General features: G+C 56.0%; 16 protein-coding genes. 7 read left to right on the top strand and 9 right to left on the bottom strand.

All coding sequences use genetic code 11. From position 1 onward, the window contains the following. Positions 1–4 precede the first annotated feature (4 nt). Positions 5–2,215, bottom strand: coding sequence for a hypothetical protein (locus HOV93_RS02485; protein ID WP_207394847.1), 2,211 nt, complete (start codon positions 2,213–2,215; stop codon positions 5–7). A gap of 165 nt (positions 2,216–2,380) precedes the next feature. Then, positions 2,381–4,198 (bottom strand): tetratricopeptide repeat protein, encoded by a 1,818-nt coding sequence (locus HOV93_RS02480; RefSeq protein WP_207394846.1) that lies wholly within the window; start codon positions 4,196–4,198, stop codon positions 2,381–2,383. A 396-nt stretch (positions 4,199–4,594) separates the two neighbouring features. Here HOV93_RS02480 and HOV93_RS02475 point away from each other — a divergent pair, with 396 nt between their 5' ends. Continuing rightward, positions 4,595–4,957 (top strand): DUF2237 family protein, encoded by a 363-nt coding sequence (locus HOV93_RS02475; RefSeq protein WP_207394845.1) that lies wholly within the window; start codon positions 4,595–4,597, stop codon positions 4,955–4,957. A 112-nt stretch (positions 4,958–5,069) separates the two neighbouring features. Further along, positions 5,070–5,468 carry a hypothetical protein gene (locus HOV93_RS02470; protein WP_207394844.1) on the top strand — a complete coding sequence of 133 codons (399 nt, stop codon included), beginning with the start codon at positions 5,070–5,072 and terminating at the stop codon, positions 5,466–5,468. Between the two features lie 20 nt (positions 5,469–5,488). On the opposite strand, the gene HOV93_RS02465 is transcribed toward HOV93_RS02470, so the two are convergent. Further along, positions 5,489–6,757: a HEAT repeat domain-containing protein gene (locus HOV93_RS02465; RefSeq protein WP_207394843.1), complete on the bottom strand. Its 1,269-nt coding sequence runs from the start codon at positions 6,755–6,757 to the stop codon at positions 5,489–5,491. A gap of 165 nt (positions 6,758–6,922) precedes the next feature. On the opposite strand from HOV93_RS02465, the gene HOV93_RS02460 reads away from it, so the two are divergent. Further along, complete coding sequence (locus HOV93_RS02460) at positions 6,923–7,918, top strand: endonuclease/exonuclease/phosphatase family protein (RefSeq protein ID WP_207394842.1); 996 nt, start codon at positions 6,923–6,925, stop codon at positions 7,916–7,918. A gap of 288 nt (positions 7,919–8,206) precedes the next feature. Here HOV93_RS02460 and HOV93_RS02455 read toward each other — a convergent pair whose 3' ends face one another. The 5 genes from HOV93_RS02455 to HOV93_RS02435 all read right to left on the bottom strand — a co-directional run bounded on the left by HOV93_RS02455 (position 8,207) and on the right by HOV93_RS02435 (position 12,293). Further along, the gene (locus HOV93_RS02455) at positions 8,207–8,545 is read right to left on the bottom strand and encodes a four-helix bundle copper-binding protein (RefSeq protein WP_207394841.1); all 339 of its coding nucleotides are present in this window, start codon (positions 8,543–8,545) and stop codon (positions 8,207–8,209) included. 156 nt (positions 8,546–8,701) lie between these two features. Further along, positions 8,702–9,676 carry a hypothetical protein gene (locus tag HOV93_RS02450; RefSeq protein WP_207394840.1) on the bottom strand — a complete coding sequence of 325 codons (975 nt, stop codon included), beginning with the start codon at positions 9,674–9,676 and terminating at the stop codon, positions 8,702–8,704. Beyond that, positions 9,673–10,956, bottom strand: a complete 1,284-nt coding sequence (locus HOV93_RS02445) for a glycosyltransferase (RefSeq protein ID WP_207394839.1) — start codon at positions 10,954–10,956, stop codon at positions 9,673–9,675. The genes HOV93_RS02450 and HOV93_RS02445 overlap by 4 nt, the downstream gene beginning before the upstream one ends. Beyond that, on the bottom strand, positions 10,953–11,405 hold the full coding sequence (locus HOV93_RS02440; RefSeq protein ID WP_207394838.1) for a DUF1499 domain-containing protein: 453 nt from the start codon (positions 11,403–11,405) through the stop codon (positions 10,953–10,955). Before HOV93_RS02440 ends, HOV93_RS02445 begins: the two co-directional genes overlap by 4 nt. Before the next feature lie 57 nt (positions 11,406–11,462). Further along, complete coding sequence (locus HOV93_RS02435) at positions 11,463–12,293, bottom strand: 3'-5' exonuclease (RefSeq protein ID WP_207394837.1); 831 nt, start codon at positions 12,291–12,293, stop codon at positions 11,463–11,465. Positions 12,294–12,444: 151 nt separating this feature from the next. On the opposite strand from HOV93_RS02435, the gene pepT reads away from it, so the two are divergent. The 4 genes from pepT to HOV93_RS02415 all read left to right on the top strand — a co-directional run bounded on the left by pepT (position 12,445) and on the right by HOV93_RS02415 (position 16,813). Further along, positions 12,445–13,689: a peptidase T gene (pepT, locus tag HOV93_RS02430; RefSeq protein ID WP_207394836.1), complete on the top strand. Its 1,245-nt coding sequence runs from the start codon at positions 12,445–12,447 to the stop codon at positions 13,687–13,689. A gap of 232 nt (positions 13,690–13,921) precedes the next feature. Next, a complete protein-coding gene (locus HOV93_RS02425) occupies positions 13,922–15,016 on the top strand; it encodes a DUF1559 domain-containing protein (protein ID WP_207394835.1) in 1,095 nt (364 codons plus the stop codon). Positions 15,017–15,136: 120 nt separating this feature from the next. Next, the gene (locus tag HOV93_RS02420) at positions 15,137–15,610 is read left to right on the top strand and encodes a carboxypeptidase-like regulatory domain-containing protein (RefSeq protein WP_207394834.1); all 474 of its coding nucleotides are present in this window, start codon (positions 15,137–15,139) and stop codon (positions 15,608–15,610) included. A 303-nt stretch (positions 15,611–15,913) separates the two neighbouring features. Beyond that, positions 15,914–16,813: a glycosyltransferase gene (locus HOV93_RS02415; RefSeq protein WP_207394833.1), complete on the top strand. Its 900-nt coding sequence runs from the start codon at positions 15,914–15,916 to the stop codon at positions 16,811–16,813. Between the two features lie 102 nt (positions 16,814–16,915). On the opposite strand, the gene HOV93_RS02410 is transcribed toward HOV93_RS02415, so the two are convergent. Next, the gene (locus HOV93_RS02410; protein WP_207394832.1) at positions 16,916–18,025 is read right to left on the bottom strand and encodes a hypothetical protein; all 1,110 of its coding nucleotides are present in this window, start codon (positions 18,023–18,025) and stop codon (positions 16,916–16,918) included. Positions 18,026–18,494: the final 469 nt, after the last annotated feature.

The raw sequence follows: 18,494 nt of genomic DNA, 5'->3' as shown, positions 1-18,494 counted from the left end.
AAAGTTATTTCATGCCGGTTTCCAACTTTATGGCCAATTGGTTACTGGTAGCATCTTCCCCGTTACGCTTCGTTTTCGCGATCAATTTGACGTCGGCGAGCTGCTTTGCTTGGATCCCAGTGGGCAGCACAATTTCAATCTCGAAGTCCGATTTGTCGGCCGCGACTTCGACCGGAGCCGCTTTCGCCTCTTTGGGAAGTCCCTCGGCAACAATCGTGACCGCCTCGGCGAAGCCACCGGCACGCGAGATCTTTCCTTTCAACCGCACGATCGATTCGCCGGTGAGCGCCAAGAAGACCGGCGACCCAATCGTCAGGCGAACCGCCGGGGTCGTCGAAGAGGCTTTGACTTGTTTTTGGTCATCGGAAAGAAGCTCGCCCTTTACGGCAATATCCCAGGCAATGTCTTTCAGTTGTTCTGGAATCGAGAGCGTAAGGGTCATTTCCGATTGATCAGCGGCCAAGAGCTGTTCGCCGTTTAGCTTGATCGCTTTGGAAAGATCGGGCTTATCTTTGACTTGGGGAATGACCTGCGAAGTCACCAGCGAGAATCGAACCGGGCCTGTTTCTCCTTCGCCGCGCTGTACGTTCACCTTCAGCGGTGTCGATTGCCCAATCCCCAACGCGTTGGCTGCCGGGGTGCTGCTATACGCCAAGGTGAGCTTCGGTTTTTGAACAATACCAATGCCAAGGTTTGTTTCCGCAGACGCCCAGCCAAACCCTGCCGCGTCAGTGCCTACGGCAGACAGACGCTCGATCGTTTGGTCTCTTACGACTGCTTTTCCTATGACCGTACCGACGGCAGCCTGTTGGGCGTCGGCCGATGCCGTGAAGGTGACCAGCGCTCGATCGGCACGAGCCGGAATCTCGTTGAGCGAAACCTGAACGCCTGGGGGCAGGCCAGGAAAGTCCAGCGCAATCGGCCCGCCGAATCCACGCCGCTGGACAATCACTTCCATCACTGCACTGCCGCCTGCCGGGATGTTGATAGCCGGACTGGGGATGTGCAGATGAAAGTCAGCGTGATTGGCCGGTGTGACGGCAATACGATACAGGTGCATTGGACTGCCAGCGCGAGCCACGTCGTGCACCGACACACTTACTTGGCTTACACCTTGAGGGACATCAAACGTGGTCGCTGGATCTGGCGTGTTGTTTTGGTCGTCGGAGCTGGCCAGCATGCCGCCGTCAGGCTTGCGAATTTCGAGAACCGCATCGACCGGTGAATGGAGACGCTGCGCGAAAACTTCCGCGCGGTACTTTGTGCCGGGCATTACATCAATGAGAAACGCGTCGCTTTCCTTCGGCTCGGAAAGAACACTACTGATGCCAATCGGTGCCGCGCCGATCGAAGCGTCCATAGGTTCATTGTCAGGGCCAACACTTATCTCGGGAATGCCACTGGTGTAGATCTTAGGCAGCGGGCCGCTGAACGGGCCAGGTGCCTGGGTGGGGCTCGAAACGTTGACGATCGATTTCAGTGCAGATGCTTCGCCGTCGGTGGAAGTCAATGCAAGGGGAAGCATCAAATCGGCGTAGTTGAACTGACCTACCTTCAGACGAAAATGCCCAGGCGAGCCTCCTTTGAAAAGAACATCTTGCAGCTTGATCGTGTAGGTGCCGTCGGCGGGAAGTTCGACTTCGACGCGGGCATCTCCCTGTATCGTGACTTCTCCGGAAGAATAAGCCAGCTGCGTGCCGCGCTGATCGTCGATACTTACCAGCGGCTGCAGTTTGCTGCCTAGGCGTTGGGCTTCGACTTCGACGATGACCTGCTGACCGGCCTTTCCGCTGAAAGAAGTGGTTAACAGCTGCGAGCCAGACAAGTGACCACTGAGTGCAATGGGAAGCGTTTCGATCTTTTCAATGAACGGAGCTTCCGATAGCTGGTCGATTCCCAGGGTGAAAGGGGGGCTGATGCCGGTGGCTGAAGCGATCCGCAGGTGACCATGTGTTGGCTCGACATCGGCTGATAGTTCGATCTCGAGTTCGATCTTCTGGGCATTCGACTCCGGCAAGATACGAACAGCAGCTGCTGGGAAGTCCAGCTTCACCTGCGTGTCAGGACCAAGCTGCTTGCCGTGGAGGGTCAGACGCGTTGTTTGCCCGATGGTTAAGCCGCGAAGCGAGGCGTTATCGATCTGCGGGGCAGCAAGAATCTCGGAGGAGAGACAGAAAACAAGAGCGAGACCGACGAGTACTAGAGGGCGCACCATCAGGTAGATTCCTTGTCGTTTCGGCGAGACCGCCTGACCGGCGGCAGTGTGGGGGCGGGATAAGTATGCGGCCCTATTGTCCGAAACGGAACGACGGCGCGTCAAGGAAAAACGCTGCCGAAGTTCCGTGTGTGCGAGATCAAAGTGGTCTCGTCCAAGTTGTTTTTAGTTGCCGAAGGGATCGGCAGCTGGTTCGCTCGCACCAAAGGGATCGTCCGACGGAGCTGGCGAAGCCCCAAACGGATCGTTGCTGGGCGGAGTTGCTATGGGTTTTGGCGCGGGAGCTTCGCCGAAAGGATCGGCACCTGATGGGTTCATCGGAGCGGCTCCGAAGGGATCGTTGCCTGAGGGGGGTGCGGCTCCGAATGGGTCGTCGGATGGGGCGTTCATTTCTGGCATCGGCTGGGCACCGAACGGGTCGTCACTAGGGACGGTGTTCGAAGGAGCCGCAGAAGGAACACCAAAGGGTTGTTCGTTCACGGGGGCTGCGTTCATGTCAGGCTCGGCTCCGAAAGGATCGTTACCCGGAGCAGGTTGGGCGCCGAACGGATCATTGCCATCGGGCATGTCGCCGCCAGGTTGCGGAGCACCGGCCGGAGGGCCCATGCCTGGCACGGAAGGAACCTTCACGCTAGGAATCAACGCGTTGCCCAACGCCCCGAACGCCGCAGATACGGGGTTGGGTTTGCCTTCGGATGCAGCGCCCTCGTTTGGAGCAGGAGCCTGCCCGAACGGAACGCCCGTTTCGGTGGGTGCTTCCGTCGGACTAGCCGGCGATGGATTGGTTGCCGATCCCGGCACCGAAGTTCCGCCGAACGGATCTTCCGTCATTTCGGGTTCTGTTGGATTAGGCATCGGAGCGGCACCAAAAGGATCATCCGATGGAGCGGTCATTTCCGGCATTGGCGGGGCACCGAACGGAACGCCCGTTTCGGTGGGTGCTTCTGTCGGACTAGCCGGCGATGGATTGGTTGCCGATCCCGGCACCGAAGTTCCGCCGAACGGATCTTCCGTCATTTCGGGTTCTGTTGGATTAGGCATCGGAGCGGCACCAAAAGGATCATCCGACGGAGCGGTCATTTCCGGCATTGGCGCGGCACCAAACGGATCGCCCGTTTCGGTTGGTGCAGCCATTGGGCTCGCTGGTGCAGGATTGGTAGGTGATCCCGGAGGGGAAGTTCCACCGAAGGGATCTTCCGTCATTTCAGGTTCTGTTGGATTAGGCATCGGCGCGGCACCAAAAGGATCGTCGGTCGGAGTGGACGGAGCGGTTCCGAACGGATCGTCTGTTTGGGTTGGTGCGGCCATCGGGCTGGCTGGTGCAGGATTGGTAGGTGATTCAGGAGGGGACGTTCCACCAAAGGCATCTTCCGTCATTTCGGGTTCGGAAGGATTCGGTTGAACCGGCTCTGGCGTCATCGGCGTTGTTGCGGCGCCCGGCGAGCCGAACGGATCGGTCTCATCTTCCGAGGGAACAGGAACAGCGGACGGCGTGCCGGCAGGTTTTTGGCGACCGCGAAGGACTTGATCTTCGTTTTGTTTCAGCTTTTCGTACCGAGCTCGTTCGCGCTCTTTCTTCTGCAGATAGACTTCCGTACGGACTTTGTTGCGGTAATCTTCCAGCATTAGCCGATCGGCACCTTGCACGCGTTCTAGCGCCTTGCCGACGGGGTAGATCTGGCTGCGATCGAGTTCTAACTGGGCACCCTTGGTGAAGTCGGCTTGCGCCTCATCGGTGTTGCCAAGTTTGTAGTTGGTCAGACCCAGAAAGTAAAAAGCACGCGGGTCGTTGGTGCCTTCTTCTATGACGGCATCGAGAAGCTTATAGGCTTCCAGGTAGTCGCCACGGTTGTAAGCGTGCACACCGCGACCGTACAAATCGACAAGAACGGTGTCTTGCGCCGCTGCCTGTTGGGTGGCGCTTGCCGTGAGAAGCAGACTCAGGCAGGACATTAGCCCGCAGGCGATAACGTTCCTCGTCATCAATAAAAACTCCCTGGTACCGATCGGTTGGCCGCGCTCGAGGGGCGCAAAGTTTATGAGATTTGCTGGGAAGTGGACGTGCTCGTGGTGAAAATGGACCTGGCGGCTTTCGTCGATGGAACGAAATTGCTGGTCAACTGTCCTTCGTCCATGAAGAGGGAGCCCACTGCCTAAAAAATAGGAGTGGACCATCACTCACCATCCCTGGAAACAGAACCACGGCTCACCGGTATCGTAGTTCGGCTACGCACGGATTGCAAGTTTTGCTTGAGATCCCGCCCATTTGGGGTAAGTTCCCGGGTGATGGGGACTTGCGACAGCAGAGGTCATGTTAAGATGACTGCATACCGCGCGGTAAGTGCCCTACTTACACTCTATCTCAAGGCAGCTCCAATCATGGCGAAAAATGTCCTCGGAACCGATCTGCAAGACTGCAGCCACGAACCGCTGACCGGCTTCTTTCGGGACGGATGCTGCCACACTGGGGCCGAAGATGTGGGCCTGCACATCGTTTGTAGCGAAATGACCGAAGCGTTTTTGGAGTTCTCTAAGAACGCCGGAAACGATCTCTCGACTCCCCACCCAGAGTTCGGCTTCCCTGGCCTTAAACCAGGTAACCGCTGGTGTTTATGCGCTCTGCGGTGGAAGGAAGCGTTCCAAGCAGGAGTCGCTCCGGCGGTCGTGCTCGAAGCGACTCACATCTCGACGCTCGAGTTTGTCGACCTGGAAGATCTGCAAGAGCACTCGGTACAGCGATAATTTCCCCCAAATTTCTCGACGAAATTGCTTTTCCATGCGCAAGCCGCTGGTAAAGTGCGTTAGGAAGTTTGCTCCAAATGGCCTTGGATATCTCATTGAAAGGGTGTGCCTGATGGTTCGCTTGGTCGCGTCCCTAGCCTGCGTCGTAACTCTTTTTGCTAGTGCTGCTTATGCCGAGAATGCTCCGGCCGATTTGTCGGGCAAATATCACTGCGAGGGGACATCGGACCAGGGAGCCAAGTACACCGGCGAGGTCGTCATCAAGAAGTTCAACAAGGGCTATCAGCTGACCTGGGTCGTCAATAAAACGAAATATTCCGGCATGGGGTTCGTCGATGAAGACCGCCTGAACGTTGCCTGGGCCGTGAAGAGCCCCAATGGAGTGGCGATCGGCGTTGTCTCATACAAAATCAAAGAGAATGGAAGGCTGCAAGGAAAGTGGACCGATCCGTCCCTCAAAGGGATTTACGACGAAGTCTTAGTCCCGATCGTTGAAAATCGCTTGATCTAATGCCACTCGCCGGGCTGCGGTTACTCTTCCCGGGCCAGGCGGATTGTCGGAGACTTCGGGGCATGGACCTGTTGGTACCATTCCTTCCAGGCGGCCGGGTTGTAGCCGAAGTCTTGTCCCTCACAGAGCTTGATCAAGGCCAGGTGCACGCCATGGTTCTGTACGCGAACGATATCGTACGCATTGCGACTTCGCCCGAGAAATTCCGACAGAGTCAGCATCCGGTAGGAAGCTTTAGGACCGTCGATATCAAACCCGTTTTCCGGGGCGAGGGACGTATAGAAGTACGTGTAGCGAGACGAATGCAACGCTAAGTGCTGCGTTTGCAGGGCACCGGCTAAGGGAAAGACGGCGGTTGGGTAGTCGAGCTGTGCCAGCACATACGCTGCGCGAAGGACGATCGTGTTGTCGTAGCTTTTTAAATGGTTGGCGAAGAACGCGACCATGTTTGGGTTCCGCTGGGCCAACACCTCTTGCAGGCATTTTTCGCGATAGATGGGGTTATTCTGAAAGACAGCGTTCTCCATCAAGAAGGAGCGAGCCGCTGGACTATTCATGCGACCGAGTGTTTCCAGGTACGCAAATGCGAGGTCTTGATCGTGCTCGTTCCCCAAGAGTTGGATCAAGCCGGGGATGGCATCGGGATCGTCCAGCGTCTCAAGATCGATCTGAATTTCTGGTGACGACGATCTGCCCAATTGTTGCCGCCAGCGATGGAGACGAACTTTCCAGTCAATCACCTTCTGCTTGTGTTGCGTTTGGGCGACTTGTAGTGCGGCTTGCTGCATGGTCGTCCAGCGTCCCTCGAAGCGGATGTAACCGCGATCGGTCATGATTTCTTCGCGGCTAACCCACTGGCCATCACGCCGCTCATAGCCCAGGGCTTTACGGGCGGGTAGATAGTTCGGATCGAGCTCGAGAACACGTCTGGCGTGACGCTGGAAAGGAAGCTGCAACCCTTGCTGCTGACACCACTTGGCCAGTTTCCATTGGTCGCCGATCGTATCGGTGAAATTGGCCGCGTGGTCGAAGTATTCGTCTTCGGTCACTTTGGGCGATTCGACCTGCTGAACCTGGTGGCTTGCCAGAACGACCGAGCCCACCCCTTCGACAACCAACTCGACTTGGCCGCCGGCTGCCACCTGGGAATCGTGATTCACAGCGGCTTCGAGTTGCCCTCCATTGGCCAACTGCACGACCTGAGCGTGGGCGCACAGCGGTAGCGCAATGAGCCCTAGCAAACTCGCAATGATAGCACTGGGATGCAAACGACCGCGCTCCGGTGACAAGAAGGACATTCCCTTTCAAGATAGGCATTGATAGCACGATGGACAATGATTTCTCTTCGAAATGATATGGATTCGTACTCGCACTTTCCGCTATCGTCTGCCGCCCCGTGCAGCGCGCGGGCTTGAGATACAAGAGAAGAACTGGACGTTAGGAGATTGACGGTGATGAGGACGAGTGCCTTGCTATTGGCAGTGATCGCTGGCGCGGGCGCTTGGTTCTTTTTTCAGAACTATCGCATCGAGGGGATCGACAACGTGGTTGTTGTCCCGCGAGATGCAGCCGTCGCTAAGTCTGCCGCCCCGGTGGGCGATGCCATGGTGGCGGTGCCTCCGATGGCGCGCAAGCAAGACACCATTCGCGTGGCGTCGTTCAACATTCAAGTCTTCGGCACGGCCAAGATGGATAAGCCGGAAGTCATGGCCCGGCTGGTCGAGATCGTTCGCCAGTTCGATGTAGTTGCCATTCAAGAGATCCGCTCGACCGATCAAAGCATCTTGCCTCGCTTCGTCGAAATGATCAACGCGACTGGTCGACACTACGACTTTGTCATCGGACCACGCCTCGGCCGAACCAGTAGTAAAGAGCAGTTCGCTTACGTCTTTGATACGGCCAGCTTGCAGGTCGACCGCGCCCAGGTCTATACGGTGGAAGACCCACAGGATGTCTTGCATCGTGAACCGTTGGTGGCTTGGTTCCGCGTGCGTGGACCCGATCCGAGTCAGGCGTTTACCTTCAGCCTAGTCAACGTGCATGTCGACCCTGACGAAGTGAAGCAAGAGATGGACGTGATGGATGATGTCTTTCGCGCTGTGCGTGACGATGCCCGAGGGGAAGATGATGTGATCCTACTGGGTGACTTCAATGCCGACGAGTCGCAGTTCGGCCAGATCGCCACCATCCCCGGAATTACCTGGGCGATCAGCGGCGTGAAGACCAATACGCGTGGGAGTAAGCTGTATGACAACCTTTTCATGCAGCGAAGCGCCACCAGCGAGTACACCGGCCGCAACGGCGTGTATGACTTCCTCCGCCAGTTCAATCTGACGTTGGCTGAAGGACTGGAAGTGTCCGACCATCTACCGGTCTGGGCCGAGTTCAGTATCTATGAAGGGGGTGCACCACACGGCCCCGTGGCAGCGGTGCCTACGAATACGAAGTAAGAGGCCGTCTGGCTTCACCTGAGCGGACCATGTTCCCAGCCGGAATAAAATGGGGGCTTGGTGATTAGGTTGCGTTCTTACATTAGCCGCTTGTCGGCGTTGCTGACCCAGAGATGAATCGCGAAGCCACCCGGGGGTTAACCACAGCGGCTAGGGCTTTGGTTGATAGATTCGTGTCAAGGGTATGCTGTACTTCGCGCGTACATCCACCCCCGCAAATCCCAGGCGACGAGACGCACTTAAGGACTCGGGGTGGAGGATTTTCAAAGGGGATGTCGACGTTCGCAATTAAACGTGCACGCCGGTCATCTTGTGGCATTCTTCGGCACACTTGCGGCAAGCTTTCGCACATGCCTGGCAGTGACTCATATTATGCTTTTCGCACTCAGCGGCGCAAGCTTCACAGATCTCGGCGCAAATTCGACAAATTTCTGGAATGAACTGTGAACCGCGACTCATGTAGGCCGCTGCGGTCCAGCACATTTGCGAACAGTCGCGATCAGTACGAATGCACTCGGCCATCTTGGTCACGTCGGACTCACTTAGGCACGAGTCGGCGCAGTGCTCGCAAGCATGGGCACATTCGATACAGGCTTTAATACACTCGGCGTATTTCGATTGAGACATAAGTTCCTCCGGGGGAAAGGGGGTGAGGATGCTTGGCTGGGATCGATCGACAAATTGATCCGATGCCTAACACCGCAATCACTATGCCAAGCCGAGCCTTATTGCAGCGGGGCTGCGAGTGAACTGTCGCCCCCCCAAGGTGGTCTCGTGAGCCAGTTAGCTCAGCCACTCTTCGCGAAATGCACTCATTAAAGTGTCACTCTCGGTTACTTCAACGGCCGCTTCGGTGCGCTCGCGGAGATCGCCCAGGGGGCCGTTCAAGCGTAGGGCTTTCACTGCGTCGGCGGCGGTGCGGATGTCGCGTTTGTCGATCAGTGAGAGGAGAAACTCTTGCGACTCGGTCGTTCGCAGCAGACCGATACAGAGCAGCAGACTTTCGCGGACATTTAGCTCGGACCGGAGTCCCCAGGCATTGCGGAGACGATCGAACGTCCCCGGCAGGCGAGCTTCACCCAGTGCCAGGGCCGTTTGCACGCACTGATCGGCGTCGTGCGAGTTGAGAAACGGCTGAACGAACGCCAAACCTTCTTCACGATCGGCTTTCAGCATGGCCGAGCAGCATTCGCCGTGGACCTCGGGCTGACTATCTCCGGTCAGCAGTTTCAAACGGAGTAGGGGAGCCGCTTCGATCTGGGCGAGCGCCCCTAAGGCCTGAGCCGCACCCAGTCGAGCCTCCGGCCATAGGTCGCTTAGCAAAACAGCGCAGTGGTTCAGCACTTCAATGGTTGGCGTAAAGTGAACCAAACCGATGGCGCAGACACCTCTTATTTCGGCAGCCGAGTCGATCTCGCCCTGCCAGTGCGGCTCGATCTGGCAGTAGGTGATGCCGTCGCGGAAGAGCTCCATGTCGGCATGTTCGGCCTGAACGAGAGCCTTCACAATGGCTGTCTTGGCAAGACAGCCGGGGTCCTTCTTCAGCGGGTTTCGCTTGAGCCGCCAGTACGCTTTGACCAGGTCCGAGGTAAACGACGCGTCTTCGGCCTGGGCGATCATCTCGGCGGCTCGCTGCACGGTGCGGTTCGAGGCGTGCGCCAGTGCCGATTGTAGAATCTTCCGGGCCTCGTCCGAGGTGAAAGGGCCTTCGTGGCGAGCGAGGCTGCGAAGTTGATCTGGTATGGGGTCGTCGGTCATCGTTCTTGATTACGGCGAATGTGTTCCTGGTTCATCACGGACCGCTTCGTTTCGAAAGCCTGTTCGATGAGTTTGGCGGCCATCTCCAAGCCATTGTAGCTGGCCAGGTTTCCGGCGAACTCGTTTGCTTTTTGTTGGAACGAATCGTCGCTCAGCATGCGATCAAGCTCTTGGCGGAGCCGCTTGGTGGTGACTTGTCGGACAGGGATAACGCGTCCATTGCCCAGGTACTCGGCGCGTTTCGCGACGCCTGGCTGATCGTTGGTGACCGGGAGACAAAGCATCGGTACGCCGTGTGATAAGCATTCGAGGGCGGTGTTCATTCCGGCGTGCGTGATGACCAGTTTGGCTTTTTCCAACAGGCGTAGCTGCGGGGCTTTCTCAACCAATAGGACGTTCTCAGGGATTGGGCCTGGTATGTCGACCTGACCACCTCCTTTGCTGAGCACCACTTGCATCGGTAAGTCGTGCACGGCATCGATGATCTTGCGGAAGACAGGTCCGACCGCATTTTGCAGCGTGCCCATCGAGGCATAGATGAGCGGTCGTCCGTCGAGCCAATCCCAGGGGAAGTCGATCGACGTATCGTCTCGCTCGGCGCGATGCCAGGGACCGGTATAGTGCAGCCGCTCGGGGTATTTCGTACGTGGGTATTCAAAGAAAGCCGGCTGTTGGGCCAGATGGACGAGACCTGGATCGTTGTCGCGAATGAGCTTCAGCGGATCGATACCGACTTTCTTTTCGGCTGCGAACATGCGATAGGCCCACAGCACCAGGTGCTTGGCAATCTCGTTGCGTGTTCGCCCGTAGAAATCGGTGCGATAGTCCCACACCAACGGCGGCGGGGGCATGAGGGGATCCCAGTAGACGGCAAGTGCGTTACAGGCCACGGCGTAGGGGATCTTGAACTGCTCGGCTTTGACCGCTGCGGTCGGCGAAACCTGATCGATGACCAGGCCATCGAACTTGATGTGGTCGAACGCTGGTTCGATGTAATTACTCACCAGCTGAGACTGTATTCCGAAGATCTTACCGGTCATCATCATCCCTTGGATGCCGGATGTCTTGCCTAGGGCTTTGAACGTAGACTCCAAACGCTGCGTCAATTCGTCTTCTGGCCCCAGGGCATAAAATGGAAGTCCGCTACGACGCACGATGCTCTCAGCCATTTGGCAACCGAGGAAAGTCACCTCATGGCCGCGACGCTGAAGTTCACAGCCGAGCGTAGTCATTGGATTGAGGTGCCCAGGAACCTCGGGGCAGTGCAGGCCGATTTTCATGACTCGACTTGTTCCCGCACCTTCGACATCAGCTCGGCGATGTTCCGCGGGTTTTGTCCCAGGTCTCCTTTGCCAACACGCGACTGGCTGGTGGCGGTAATTTGAATGCCGCCCTCGACGTCGTTCAGGTAAACCCGAATGTCATCGGTGAACTTGAAGAGCTTGGTGGTGCGGGTCGCGTGAATGATGGTGCGTTTGCCTTCGGGAGTGATACTTTCGATCTTCCAGTTTTTCAACCGCTCGATCGCTTCGCTCACGTCTACGGCGACACTAGGGCGATCGCCAGAAACCGTCAGCGGACGGAGCATTTCATTAGGATGACTGCGTGTGGTTTCCGCGTGATTGGTGGTCAGGTCACGCGACCAATCGTCCACAATCAAGGAAAGAGCTACCAGTGGCACCACGATCAGAACCGCCAAGATGCCGAGAACAACGTAGAGCGAAATCATTCGTCGAACTTTCTTCGGAGGGTATGAATCGGTCGTGGGGTTTTCCTGGTTCACGGTTTACTCTGCGGAGTTTGCTTCCCAGGGATTTTCCCAGTCGCCCCAGCCTTCTAAGTAGGTTTGGTAGATGGGCGTTTCGGTGGTACGTGCTTCGAGCCAGGTCTTGGTTTGTTGGATCAGTTCCTGCTCGCGATCGAGCGTGACCTTCCCGAGCATCACACAGCAACGCAGGAAGACGAAGTAGGTGTCGAGCACATCGCAGCGACAATACTCGTTAATCTCGTCGAGCTTCCCCTCGTGATACAAGTCTTGCACCATATGCCCTTCGATTTCCATCTTCCCTGGCTTGCCCAAGAGGTTTGCCGCCAAGTTTAACCCACCGGTGAAACGGCTCGCCCCATAGTTGGTGAGCACGTCGTAGAGATCGAAATGGGAATCGTTGTTGTAGCGGTAACGCGACTGCTCGAAGTTCTTGGCATTCAGGTTAAACCAATCAGGCACGCTCAATCCGAACCGAAATGCGGCCAACTCCATCAACGGAATATCGAATGCACGTCCGTTGAAGGTCACGAATGTAGGGCGGCGGTAGGCTTTCCAACCACGCCAGAAGTGATCGGTGATGACCGACGGGCGAAACTTGGGGGCGTCGAGCACTACCTGATCGATCAGGTTCAGTTCGATGTCTAACTTGGCGATCGCCACCGAAACGGGCATTTGGTAGGTGTAGGGAATGAAGTCGCTTCCCTTTTCTTCCATAAGCTGCGCGCGGAAACGATTGACGGCTTCCTCAGGCGAGAGACCCTCGCCGGGATATTTCAGCTGCGAAACGAGGTTGCCGTCGGCGACCGATTCCACATCGAACACCAAATATCGAACGGCCGTTTCCGCCATTGCTTTGCCCTTGCAAAAAGAACTGATTGAATTTTCTTGCCTACATCATCAACCTATCACAACGTCTGGGCAATAACGACGGAGGGTGTCGAATTCCGACGCGGTTCAGTAAGCTGGATAGAACTGACCAAGCTTCGTCAAAGGAATCTCAATGAGCCGCGAACGTTTACTCGAACGATTTCTCAAATACGTCCAAATCGACACCACCGCTGGCCAGCCTGGCGGCAAGTACCCCAGTAGCGATGGGCAGCTGGTGCTGGGCAAAGTGTTGGCCGACGAGCTAATCAAGATGGGGGTCGTCGATGCGACGCAGGACGAGCACGGGCTAGTTTACGGGACGGTTCAAGGGACCGTGATGGGATGCCCGGTGGTGGCCCTGAATTCGCATGTTGATACTTCGCCGGAAACCACCGGGGCAAACGTCAAACCGCAAGTGATCGAAAAGTACGCCGGCGGAGATATCCCTTTGCCGGGCGACCCGTCGAAGGTGATCACCGTTCGCGAAAATCCCGAGTTAAAAGACTTACATGACTGCACGTTAGTCACATCGGACGGCACAACGCTTCTCGGGGGTGACGATAAGGCGGGCATCGCAGTTATCATGGAGGTCGCTCAGCGGATTTTGGAAGGGAAGGGGCCTGATATTGGGACCCTCAAGATTCTGTTTACCTGCGATGAAGAAATCGGCCATGGAGTCGATCACGTCGACTTTCAGAAACTGGGCGCGGACGTGTGCTACACCTTGGATGGCCCCGGTGCGAATGAGCTGAATGAAGAAACGTTTTCGGCCGATCTAGCCACCGTCATCGTGAAGGGGGTGAACATTCATCCCTCGATCGCGAAAGGACGCATGGTCAATGCGGTACGCGCTGCGGCCGCATTAGTCGCGAAGTTGCCGACCGATCGGCTTTCGCCAGAAACCACCGACGAGCGAGACGGATTTATCCATCCTTACATTGTCGAGGGAGGCGTCGAAGAGACGACCGTTCAGTGCATACTGCGAAGCTTCGAGACAGACGGACTCGAATCGCAGGCCCAGTTAATCCGAGACTTGGCCAAACAGGTCGAAGGTGAGTTTCCGGGCTGTGAGATCAGCGTGGTTGTCACAGCCCAGTATCGCAATTTGCGAGACGGTCTGGAAAAGGAACCCCGCGCCGTGCCGATCGCAGAAAACGCGCATAGTGCGCTCGGACGCCCTTGCCACAAACGCGTCATCCGAGGGGGCACCGATGGTTCGCGGCTGACCGAGATGGGTTTGCCGACCCCCAATCTATCGACCGGGCAACACAATCCCCACTCGCCGCTGGAATGGGCCTGCCTGGACGAAATGGAGCAAGCTGTCGAGTTGGTACTGAAGATGTTAGAGCTTTGGGCGGGTGAAGCCAAAACGTTTTGATACGGCAGTAGTTACGGCAAGATTAGGATGTGGAGTACCGCAGAATAGCCATGTAATAACTTGAGTTTTTGGTTTTCGCGAATAAAATAAAAAATCTAAGCAGTGTTGAGTGCTATGCCTGTTTTCCGCTTAGGCATACTCCTCAACTGCCTTAAGGTTGTCGGTTTTGCTTGCCGCCGCCTTTGTATTCGCCCCTGCCTATTCTCTCTCCCCTTTTTACATGGCTTACCTCATGCTACGACCGATTCACATTCTAAGTGACCGGGCGAACAGCCGCCCACAAACCAGTTGTTCTTCCCGCCAGACGGGTTTTACCCTGGTGGAACTGCTAGTCGTCATTGCCATCATAGGGGTTTTGATTGCCCTGCTGCTTCCTGCTGTGCAACAGGCTCGCGAGGCGGCTCGGCGCATGCAATGTTCCAATAACATGAAGCAGTTAGGACTGGCGCTACATAACTATCACGACACATTCGGTAGCTTCGTTCCCCGAGCAACGGGAACTACCAGCGGTTCGACTCAGAACAATGGCCGCTTGAACGGTTTGATCCCGCTCCTTCCTTTTATCGAACAGAACGCGATGTTCGATCAGATTGCAGCAGGCAACGGTACGAAGCCTCCGTATGGCGGTAATACGTGGGAGGCTTGGGGCCCCTGGGATGTGTGTCCGGAAATGTATCGTTGCCCTTCCGACAATTACAGTGGCTCGCTCAAGAACCATTTCAACTATCGATTCAGCTTAGGCGACTCGATGGGAAGCACGTTGAATGCGACGAGTGTCCGAGGTATGTTCGCCAAACGCGATGGAACCTCGTTCCGCGACATTACCGACGGAACGAGTAACACGATTGCCATGAGCGAACGCAAGGTAAATGAATACAACTTGGGAGAACGTTCCGGCCAGATCCGCGTCACTGAAGGGGTTGTTACCGGGGTAAGTGATTTAACGACCAGTCCCATCAACTGCCTAGCCGAAGCAAGCGGTCGCTTCTATCTCGATGCAAGTGCCGTGAAAGGACGTGGTGGATGGTGGTTCGCCGATGGTCAGGCCGAGCGAGCCGGTTTTATGACCGTGCTTCCCCCCAATTCCCCCAGCTGTGTCGAAGGCAACAACGGCAGTGGCGATAGCACCACCTCGCTGATCGCTCCCACGAGTAATCACCCTGGTGGCGTGTTGACTCTGCACGCTGATGGATCGACCCACTTCGTCCCAGAAACGATCGATACGGGTGACCTGAGTTTGGCGGAACGTTCTAGCGGGCTTAGCCCCTACGGCGTGTGGGGCGCGTTGGGCAGTAAAGCCGGCGGCGAAGTGCCCAGTGGTTCGTAGGCCCGACATACATGATGCTTTGGCATCGTAATGTGTGTCGAGATCGTTTAGGCCCCCAGTTTCAATCCTGGCGGGCCTAGTGTGCTAGTGTGACTTTCTCAGTATTAGCGGGTCGTCTCTATGAGTTCTCCAACGAGCCATCGTCGGGTTTTGCAATTGGGGCTTTGGGTTTGCGGTCTCTTGGTGTGGGCCGGATGTTCTTCCAACGGGCTTCCCAGCGATGCCGCAGCGGTGGATGGCACGGTGACGATTGACGGCGCCGTAGTGGACGATGCAGTGGTGACGTTTCGTTCCGATTCAGGTTTCGCAGCCGTTGGCAAGACGAACAAAGAAGGCAGATATAGCCTAAGCTCGGCGAGTATTCCCGGAGGAACGCAGCCGGGGCATTTCCAGGTAACCGTCGTCAAACGAGAGCCGCTGACCGAAGCACCTCTCACCGAGGAAGACCCGAATTACAATCCCAATCAGGGAAGAACTCGGCCAAGTTCACGAAAGCATCTTCTGCCGGAAAAGTATAGTCGACCCACGACCAGTGACCTGACAGCCGATATCGAGGCGGGAAACAATACGGTTGACTTCGAGCTGACTCAGTAACCGTTATATCCCAGAGAGGGTCTCGTTTGAGACCTTCTCGAAGGTCGGACATGCTCCCGCCTGCTTCGATTGGACCAGTCTATAGGCACCCTACCTAGAGCTCTATCGGGTGCCACGCTAGCAGCTAGCCAGGAATCTTTGCATCCTTCAGCAAGCGGCTTCATTGGTTTTGAGGCAAAACAGGTAAACTTGTGACCGCGTTTGGTCCGAATTATTTCAACGTAAGCCCGGCCAATCTAGTCCTACCTCACGTACTTTGGTTTTCCCCCTGAGTGTCAGGCCGCGGCAGAAGGATAAGTTTCTGTGCTGAAAGTCTCGATCGTCATTCCGAGTGTTGACAACGCTCACCGACTGGAAACGACTTTAATCTCGCTGCTGGAGAATCGTCCCAGCGAGTGCGAGATTGTCGTACCTCATTCTGGTTACTACGAAGACCCCTACAACATTGCCGATGAAGTCCGTTTGATCGAAGTTCCTGCGGCTCGCAACGAAATCGAACTGACGGCGGTGGCCTGGTCGATGTGCAAGGCACCTATCGTGCATACGTTGGCCGCTGGGGCGACCGTGGAACCAGGCTGGTTGGAAAATGCATTAGCGTGTTTCCAGCGACCAGAAGTGATGGCGGTGGCCCCGCAGTCGCACTATCGCGACGCTAGCGAGCCGGTGCAAGGTGTTTTCGCCGATGACTTCGGTCTGCGTGCTGCGGCCACAGCAGCTACCATGCAAGCACCCATGTTGCAGGCAAGCTTCTATCGCTATTCACTGCTAGCAGCGGTGGGTGGATTCAGTACGCGAATGGAGCAGTATGCCGACCTGGATATCGGTCTTTGGATTGCTGAAGCAGGCGGTGCTTGCGAAGTGGCGACCGGATCGCATGTACATATGAACGAGCTTAACGATCTGGGACGCGTGACGGCAGATCGGATTCGCCTAGCGAAGACGCTTCAGTTGCGGCATCAAGAGTGGTTCGCGGCTCGCGGCACATCTAGTGGAAAGTTGGGTTGGCTCTCGCGTAGCGTGGGAAGTGGTTCGCTAACGACGATGATGTCTGCCTTGACCGCGAAAGCCGACGCCAAGGCCGCTCTGCATCGCTTGCCAGATCTGGACGATGTGCGGGCCGTGGTCGAAGGTCGGGATCAGACGTTCCGTTTCGATCCGCGAAATGATCATCCTGGTCCAAAATTGCATCGCCAAGTGGCTTAAGCTTGCTGGCACCCGATGGATAGACCCTACCAGTAAGCATAAAAAAACGCGTCCAGAAAATCTGGACGCGTTTGTACATTCTTGTCAGCATCGGGCGGCAAGTTAGACGCCGGCAGCAACTTCTGGTTCTTCCGCGTCGGCTTCGTCTTCTTCGCTCTTGATAGCGTAGAAGAGATCTCGCGTTGCAGTCAGCAACTGGCAAGCTTCCGCTTCGCCGGGCTTTTCTTCGATCTTCCGGGACAGCGACTCAAGAATGGCACGACCTTCAGGCCAGCGAACGGACATGATCTTCTGGCAATCTTCCAAGAGTTGGTAGATGCGAGCTCGTGTGACACCCAGGTTGCGTGCCTGCATGCGTACGCTTTGCGGAGCTGATTCGATGCCCAGACGTCCGGCAGCAAGGTCGTGAACCGTTTGACCGGCATCGGTCAGAATTTGCTGCAGCATGGGACGCGTCAGACGATCCATGACTTCGCTACGGCTCAGCGGTGCTTCGCTGGACAGACAATCCAATCCCCATGTTTCGAGGACGGGGACGAGCTTGGGTCGCAGTGCGATCGCCAAGTGCGGTTGGCCTTGGGCCAGGTCGAGCGTTTCGTGAACGCGATAGAAGACTTCTAGAACGACGCGGACGCGTTTCTCGCCATGGGTCTTCAGGCGGCGAATCTCGGCCAAGCTATGGCCCATATAGAATTCGAGCGGCGTGTTCCAGATAACGGTTGGCAGATCGGCCAGGGTAGGAGCCAAACGCCCAAGACGTTCGTTGCCTAGATTGTGACGACGAACCGTTTCTCGCCAGCGAAGCCACAAGACTTCGGACACGAGGGATGGATCGAATTTGCCGTCCGCATCCAATGGGCTCTTGGTCGAGAAGTTGTCTTCTGCCGGAGCATCCTTGGCAACTGCCTGGGATGGCTCGAAGCCGGCGTCTTCTTTCGTAGCACGGTTCAACAGCGTGACCAGCGAGCTGATCTTCTTTTGGCCGATACCAGGGGTGGCCGAGAGTTCGTCGAACGGAGTTGCCAACAGGTCGCCGATCGTGCGGCCGAGAAACGCTAGTGGCAAACGACGATCGTTGGGTAGCGCCCAGTAAGCAAGCGGCTTGTCCAAACGATCCGAGAATTGTTGCTCATCGAGAAGTCGTTGTTTGACCTCATCGAAACTATTAATCAGCTGAAAGTCTTCCGCTGAAGTGATTTTGTTAAAGCGCATTTGAAAGGCCTCTTCTAAGTCTTTCCAACAACTTGGGTCTGGTTGGTTAGGCACCTTAGGGGAAGTGCCGGTGGGTTTCGCATGACAGGAAGTGTTCCAAGCTATCCTAGTAATCGATATCCCGTGCAATGGAATTGTAGCCTCACCCGGAACAATTTCGCTACCTAAGAAACTAATTATTTCGAGATTTGACAAAAAGACAACATTTTTTGAGTGCGGCAGTCCGCAGCTGGTTCGTCGTACACTATGAAACATAGCTCACAGACGTAAATCAAGGCAAGTAAATTGGTTACACCGATACGGTCTATTTTTCAAGAAAATGGCAGTTATAAGTTGAAACACTGCGCGAGCCGTTTAGTTTCTGTTAAATATCTCCATTCAAGTGAAAAATACCTATGGTCACGTTGTGATCACCTTTTCGTAAGGCAAGAGTCGTCCGAATTCACCCTCGATTTATGGTATTGAATTT

Source organism: Bremerella alba (genome assembly GCF_013618625.1).
GTDB lineage: Bacteria > Planctomycetota > Planctomycetia > Pirellulales > Pirellulaceae > Bremerella > Bremerella alba.
The sequence above is the reverse complement of the archived record's forward strand: the minus strand, read 5'-3'. Positions and strand labels throughout refer to the sequence as shown.